Genomic DNA, 7456 nt, shown 5'->3' with positions numbered 1-7456 from the left:
TGCGGGAGGAATAACCGATCGCAGAAAATTGTCGCCGTTTATGGATGAATATATCAGGTGAGCCTGGAGCATATAATGAAAGCTGTTCGTAATGGATTTAACTACGCCAATATTGCTGTATTAACCTTAGCTGCGGGATTGTTCTCTTTTTCCGCATTGGCTGAATCAGCATATAACAATCAACATCAGGGAATATTATCAGGGGCAGAAACAAACACTGTCGCTGCAAACGGTTATCGCCCTGTGGCGAAAGTCGTGCCTGAGCTGTCTCAGGTTGTGTTTTATTATCCACAAGGCAATCTCCCAGCCACTGTCAATGTGGATCGTGAGCTGCAATCGGCATTGTTACCGGGTGAGTTTACCGTGTTCTGTGTCGCACCGGGTGTACACGCGATTGAATCTTACTTCCAGGATCAGCCGCTGTATAAGGGAAAACAGGATCCAGAACATCAGATCAAGGTTAATGGTGCTGAGACCTACTTCTTGCAGGTGAATCCAGGGGTGAGTGGCAGCACAACGGCCTTGGTGGAAAGGGCGACAGCAGAGGCTGATCTGGCATCTATGCGCAAGCAAACGCGTATTATCAACCGAGCTTCACAAGTAAAGCCTTGCGAGTATGTCAACGGTGGTGGTGCCGTGCTGATTCAGGAAAGCATACAGTTCCGTTTTGGCAAGAGCAGTTACGGTTCTATTTTGCCGTCCTCAGTGGCTAAACTGGACAACGTGATTGCGTTTCTCAAACAAGGCAATAGCGTTGCTGACATTCAACTGGTGGGGTACACCGATGCTATCGGTAGCCCAGAGTCAAACCAGCGCTTGTCACAGGCCAGGGCCAATACGATTCGCGAGGCCTTGATTAACGCAGGCGTTGGCGAGGACCTGATCACTAACGTCAGCGGTATGGGCGTGGCGCAAAGCGCTGAGGGCTGCGTTGCCAATGCGAGCCATCAGGGGGCGGGTTGCAATGTTAACAGCCGTCGTGTGGATATTATTGTCCGGTAACCCTTATTCCGCTCTGATTTAGCATTATGAAACAAAGGGCTATAATAGGAATAAAGTAGCCCTTTTATTTAGTAATGCTGGTCAGTTAAGCACAAAGCAGCATAATCATGCATCAATGGCTTAAGGCATCGTCCCCTCACCCTAACCCTCTCCCCAAGGGAGAGGGAATTGGTTAGCCTTAACTGATGCGCATTACCCTTTTATTTAGGTACTATTGTTGGAGTAAATAGAGATAATACTTAACTGTTAGGAATTTTCTTATGTTATATTATCATTATATCCCTCATGTGTTTTGAAAAATTATATTAAAATACGCCCTATCGCTAGAGTAATTAATTTGACTTTTTGTTTCCTTTGGTTACATAAAAAGGCTTTCCTAGGCATTTTCTTATTTATTTGGGTTGTACTTTAAGTAGACACTTACGTTCTTTCTTGCAGTGGTCAATATATTGTCTGTGTTAAGATATATCTAATGTTTAGCTTGGATGCTAAATCACAGTTTTTAAGTAAAACCAGGGAAAGATTATGAGTGAACAATTGTCGGTGTCTTTGGAGTCACCGGAGATTCCCGAGTCTCCGGCGATTCGGTCGCGAGAGTTTGACAATATAGAAGACCATGGCAGGGATTCATTGCTTTGGGCCGTTGAATGGTTGTGTCAACACTACAACAAGCAGGCCAGCAAAGAAGTATTGTATGCAGGGTTACCGCGTGGCGACAAATTGGAACCTGAATTAGCGCTGCGCATGCTGGATCAGGTCGGCATCGCTGCCGGTTGGATCAGGCGCGATCTGGCTAAAATCTCCTCTTATTTATTCCCATTGGTGGTCGCTCGCAGTGATGGCAGCTACTGTATTGTCGCCGCACGCACCGGCAAGCGTGGAAGCTACTGGTATCAGGTGGTGGTACCTGAAAGTGGTGGCACCATCAGCATTCAGGAAGCGGAGTTGTCTGCCAATGGCTATGCCATGGTGGCAAACCCTAAGCCCAAACTGGACGCCCGTCTGGACGATGAAATTCTGCCGCAAGCCAATCGTGAAGGACATTGGCTGTTCTCTACCCTGTGGCGTTATCGGCACTATTTTTACAGTGCGGCAACGGCGGCATTACTGGCTAACGTACTGACGCTGGCCACCACGTTCTTCACAATGAACGTTTACGATCGTGTCATCCCTACCCAAGCTTACGTTACCCTATGGTCATTGGCGATTGGGGTGCTGATTGCCATTGTGTTCGAATTCACCTCCAGGCAGGTTCGTACCTATTTAATTGATGTGGCTGGCAAAAAGGCCGATCTGATTGTCGGAGCGAAGCTCTTTCGCCAAGTCATGGCGATGCGTATGGAGAGCAAGCCCCAATCGACAGGGACCTTTGCCAACCAACTGCGTGATTTTGAGGCTGTGCGTGATTTTGCCACTTCCGCCACCCTGTCTACGCTGTCAGACCTGCCATTCTGCGCCTTGTTTATGTTCGTCATCTACCTGATTGGCGGGCAACTGGCGATCGTGCCACTGACGGCGATACCGATTATTTTGCTGGTCAGCATCATTATTCAATGGCCGTTAAGCCGTTATATGGGGGAAAACATCCGTGAAATCTCGCAGAAACAGGGGATGTTGATCGAATCCATTGAAGGAATGGAAGCGCTAAAAGCGGCGCGAGGGGAAGGGGTAATGCAAAAACGCTGGGACGATATCAGCGCCCTGGCTGCCGCTTCCTCGATGAAAACCCGCTACCTTTCCGCGCTGACCTCGAACTTTGTCACCTTTATGCAGCAGGTATGCACCGTGGTGATCGTGCTGTTTGGGGTGTATCTGATCCATGCGGGTGAACTCACCATGGGATCAATGATCGGGGTGGTTATTCTTTCCGGTCGTTCACTGGGGCCGCTGGCTGCGGTGGTTGGGTTGGCATTACGTTATCAGCATGCCAAAACAGCGCTGAAGTCACTGAATCAGTTGATGGAGCTGCCGGTAGAGCGCGATCCGAGCATTAACTACCTGCCGACACCGAAATTTGATGGCAACCTGAGCCTGAAGAAAGTCGGATTCGCTTATGCGGTGCCCGGCATGATGGTGCCACCGTCGATTCTGGATAACATCAATATCACCATCAAAGCGGGTGAGCGCGTGGCGATCATCGGCAGTATCGGCAGTGGAAAGTCGACGCTGTTGCGCGTAATGGCGCGTATTTACCAGCAGCGCAGTGGCCAGATCTCGATTGACGGTGTTGATGCAACGCAGGTCGATCCTGCCGATTGGCGTGCGGCGGTGGGGTACGTCGGCCAGGATTGTCGGCTGTTTAGCGGCACCTTGCGCTTCAACGTGACGATCGGCAACCCTGGGGCCAGCACCGAGGAGTTCCTGCGCGTGGCTCAGATGACCGGGCTGGATCGTATCGCGGCCAAGCATCCGCTGGGTTACGACATGCCGGTCGGGGAAATGGGGAACGCGCTGTCCGGCGGGCAGAAACAGTTGGTTGCACTGGCACGTTGCCTGTTACTGCGGCCGAAAGTGCTGCTGATGGATGAACCCACCAGTTCCATGGATGCGATGACTGAAACCCTGTTTATTCGCCAACTGCAAAAAGCCATCGAAGGACAAACATTGGTCATTGTGACGCACCGCATGTCAGTGCTGAACATTTTTGATCGCCTGATCGTGCTGGATGACGGACGCGTGATGGCCGATGGCCCGAAAGATCAGGTTATCGCGATGTTGAGCGCCAACGGCCAAAAGAATGGCCAGAAAATAACCCAGCAGAATCAGCAACATTAATCTCAATCAGACGGCAACAATCAGCAATAACCCATCGATCCCAAGCGACAGGTAGCTCAGGCTTTTGCCTCTTGGAAAACGATGGGGAGATGCCAACAAGGAACAACGGATGAACAAGGATGACTTTACAGTAGCCACCTCTGATGATGCTGATATAAGCAATAAAAATGGTGTGAAAGTAAAAGAAACTGGGGCAAAGAGAATTACGCCGAATGCGGCAGACAAAATTGAGCCTCAGAAAAAAAATAATAATAAAGATAATCAGCACAGTGGGAAAATAGATCCTGAAGACCTGCGGTTTATGAATGATCTGCAGGCGGCGTTAATTTCGCAAAAGACACCGTTCAGCATGATCATGCTGTATATCATCGCACTGGTGGTCGGCGTGGCATTGGTATGGGCACATTTCGCCCGCGTGGAGGAAATTACCCGCGGCGATGGAAAAATTATTCCTGCCAGCCGTGAACAGGTGATCCAGAGCCTGGAAGGGGGGATCCTGGAAGAGCTGAACGTGCGTGAAGGTGACATCGTCGAGAAAGGCCAGGTGCTGCTGAAGATGGATCCGACGCGTGCGGGATCCAGCTATGGCGAGTCATTGTCGAAAGTGCTGGGGCTTAAGGCCACGATAGCGCGCTTGCGTGCCCAATCTTATGGCACCGAACTGGTATTTCCGCCGGAGGTCATGGCGGTTCAAAGCCTGGTGAATGATGAAACCCAGGCCTATAACGCCCAGCTGAGAACCTTGAATGAGAGCGTTGATGCGCTGAAGAAAAGCCTGTCGCTGGCGGAAAATGAAGTGCAGCTCTCCGCACCATTGGCCAAGAAAGGGCTGGTTTCTGACGTGGAAATTCTGCGCCTGCGTCGGCAGGCCAATGAGTTCCAATTGCAGATTGCTGAACGCACCAACCGTTTCCGCTCTGATGCCAACAGTGAACTGAACAAGCAGGAGTCAGAGCTGGCTCAGGCGGAGGAAATCCTGCGAGGCCGCCAGGACGTGATGCAGCGCACCACCATTGTCGCCCCGGTACGCGGAACGGTGAATAACATCCGCACCACGACCCGAGGGGGCGTAATCCAGCAGGGAGCAGAAATCATGACGATTATTCCGCTGGAAGATAACCTGCTGGTTGAAGCGCAGATTAAACCGGCGGATGTGGCATTTATTCACCCGGGCTTACCTGCCACGGTCAAAATCACCGCTTATGACTACGCCATTTACGGTGGATTAACCGGCGTAGTGGAGCATTTGAGTTCGGACACCTTGGTTGATGAAGAGAAAGCGCGCTCCGGCCGTGGTGACTCGACCTATTACCGTGTGTATGTACGTACTAACCAGGCTGCACTCCATGTGAAGGATAAAACCTTCCCGATCATTCCCGGCATGGTGGCTAACGTCGAGATCAGGACAGGTGAAAAAACCATCCTGTCTTACATATTGAAACCGGTATTAAAAGCACGTGAAGCATTCAGGGAGAGATAAGCTAATGGCGCGTAAGCACAGGGAGTTTCGCCGGTTAAATGTGGCCATGGCAATTGCTATCTGTTTACCCTTTTCGACGTTGGCAGTGATACAGCCTGCTTTAGGGGAACAGGATATTAACGCATTGCCGCCGATGCTGACGCAGGAGGAGTACATGACATTATTCCATACCGAACAGCCAGCGGCGGAAGATGCGGCACAAGATGCCGGGCAGAGTGCGGCAGCTCCCAAAGAGGCTCCGCAGTTTCTGAAAGACTTGGTGGCGATGGATAACTCACACACGCCGGCATCCGCGCAACGCCCGGTTTCCCCTGCGCCAGCGGTGAGAACAGAAGCTCCCCCGCAGTTTAGCAATGACGAACTGGCGGGTAACGCTCAGCCTGTGGTTGTTGCCAGCCAAGATGAAAGGGGGCAATCAGGTAAAATCTTCAGCGGCAGCACTACGCCGGATAGCCACAGGCTTACGCCCGTTATCCCCAACGCAGCGATGACACGCATTGAGCCACCGGTGCCGGTTAAGAGTACCGAAGCCCCCGTCATCAGCAACGCTGAGCGCAAGAGCCTGCCCACGCCAGTGGGCAGCAGCGCCTCTGCGGTTTCGGTCATTCAGGGTAATCAGCCGGTATTGGTAAACCGCAACGAACTGCGGGCCAAGGCCAATATCGCAACGGAAACCCCGACGGGGAGCAGCCAGGCGGTGCTGAGAAATAATGATGCCCAGTTCCCGGCGGTGCAACAGCAGTACCAGCCGGATCCGGCGTATAGCAAGGTGCGTTGGAATGGCGAAATTGGCGGTGAGAGCGGCAAGCGCACCCTGAGCGATATGGCCAACGAGGCTTACGCGGGCAAAAGCAATAATCCGTCACGTGCTTTTCTGCGCCAGATGGTGTCTTTGGCCTTGGCGCACAGCCCGGAAATACGCGCCTCTGCCGCTGATGTGCTGGCGGCGGGTTATTATGTTGACCAGACAAAAGGCCAGCGCTGGCCGCAGGTTCAGGTCGGAGTATCAACCCCGTTAGGCACGCAGGGGGGAAATGCCGATCTGCAGCGCAACAACGCGAAAGCGAGTGATACCAGCGGCTCGGTTGCCATCACGACGCCTATCTATGACTGGGGCAAGATCAGCCATCAGATCGATAGCGCAGAAGAGGGCGTCACCGCGGCGGTGAATGCGCAGAAGTACACCAAAGAGCAATTAGCCTACAGTACCTTATCAGAATTGATGAATCTGGGGCGTTATCAGGAAAGCCGCCAGGTGGCACTGGCTTATGTTGAACGTATGAAGCAACTGGCCGATATGTTATCGCAGATTACCGCCGTGGATCGCGGGCGTGCCAGTGAGTATACCCAGGCCAAAGCCAAGCTGCTTTCTGCCCGTGCCAGCCTGGACGATATTGAGCACCAGGTCAGTACCAGCCGTATCAGGCTGGTACGCCTGTTGGGTGTCGAACCGAATTTGCCTGAGAATATCTCTTGGCGAGATTCAGTGATGCCCGCGTCAATGGCGATAGCGTCTTTGGCCAAGAACCCAAACCTGCTGAAGTTACAGGCGCAGGTCAAGGTTGCCGAATATGAAGCAGACAGCATCAAGTCGGCGGGTTTGCCGCAGCTGAATTGGGTGGTTTCCAAGAATACGGCAAAGAATATCAATGGTGATGAAACCGGCTGGTATACCGGGCTGAATGTTCAATGGAATGCGTTCAGCGGCGGTTCGCAAACCGCGGCGCAGATGGCCGCGCGTGCCAAAGCGAACGGTGCCCAGCAACAATATGAAGTGGCCTATCGCGACTTGGAGTACCAGATTAACAATCTGGTCCAGACGCGCGATTCTTCATTTATGCGCGCAGAGGATTTTGACCGTTTATCAGTGGAAACCGATCGGGTCAGGCAAATGTTTTATGACCAGTGGTATAACCTGGGCAAACGAACGCTGCTGGATGTGCTGACGGCGGAGAACGATCATTTTAATAATCAATTATCTGCGATCAACAACCGCTATGATGGCTATATCGCGAATATTAACGTGATTGCCAGTGCGGCGATGTTGTTGAACTGGATCGATAAATAGCCTCAGGCCTTAGGATTAAGCTTAACCTGGGTGAATGGACAATCTTTTCCCGATAAGTGACCAGGTGAAAAGGGCTGTGCTTTTTTCACCTTACTGATGCGTTTAGCTACAGATGTGATGAATCTATTCCC

General features: G+C 51.8%; 4 protein-coding genes. All 4 read left to right on the top strand.

Going from position 1 to position 7456, the window contains the following annotated elements:
* The first annotated feature begins 75 nt into the window (after positions 1–75).
* The 4 genes from WG891_RS03825 to WG891_RS03810 all read left to right on the top strand — a co-directional run bounded on the left by WG891_RS03825 (position 76) and on the right by WG891_RS03810 (position 7325).
* Positions 76–1002 carry an OmpA family protein gene (locus WG891_RS03825; protein ID WP_337262840.1) on the top strand — a complete coding sequence of 309 codons (927 nt, stop codon included), beginning with the start codon at positions 76–78 and terminating at the stop codon, positions 1000–1002.
* Positions 1003–1527: 525 nt separating this feature from the next.
* Complete coding sequence (locus WG891_RS03820; protein WP_337262839.1) at positions 1528–3777, top strand: type I secretion system permease/ATPase; 2250 nt, start codon at positions 1528–1530, stop codon at positions 3775–3777.
* Positions 3778–4078: 301 nt separating this feature from the next.
* The gene (locus WG891_RS03815; RefSeq protein WP_337262846.1) at positions 4079–5257 is read left to right on the top strand and encodes an HlyD family type I secretion periplasmic adaptor subunit; all 1179 of its coding nucleotides are present in this window, start codon (positions 4079–4081) and stop codon (positions 5255–5257) included.
* A 4-nt stretch (positions 5258–5261) separates the two neighbouring features.
* Positions 5262–7325: a TolC family protein gene (locus WG891_RS03810; protein ID WP_337262838.1), complete on the top strand. Its 2064-nt coding sequence runs from the start codon at positions 5262–5264 to the stop codon at positions 7323–7325.
* Positions 7326–7456 lie beyond the last annotated feature (131 nt).

The organism is Serratia sp. MMO-28 (assembly GCF_037199905.1).
Classification (GTDB): domain Bacteria; phylum Pseudomonadota; class Gammaproteobacteria; order Enterobacterales; family Enterobacteriaceae; genus Chania; species Chania oryzae.
Note: the sequence above shows the minus strand (reverse complement) of the source record. Positions and strands in the feature narration are given on the sequence as shown.

Excerpts from the sequence above, each read along its gene's own strand:
- WG891_RS03820 (WP_337262839.1), top strand. The coding sequence starts at position 1,528 with ATGAGTGAACAATTGTCGGTGTCTTTGGAGTCACCGGAGATTCCCGAG.
- WG891_RS03810 (WP_337262838.1), top strand. The coding sequence starts at position 5,262 with ATGGCGCGTAAGCACAGGGAGTTTCGCCGGTTAAATGTGGCCATGGCA.
- WG891_RS03825 (WP_337262840.1), top strand. The coding sequence starts at position 76 with ATGAAAGCTGTTCGTAATGGATTTAACTACGCCAATATTGCTGTATTA.
- WG891_RS03815 (WP_337262846.1), top strand. The coding sequence starts at position 4,079 with ATGAATGATCTGCAGGCGGCGTTAATTTCGCAAAAGACACCGTTCAGC.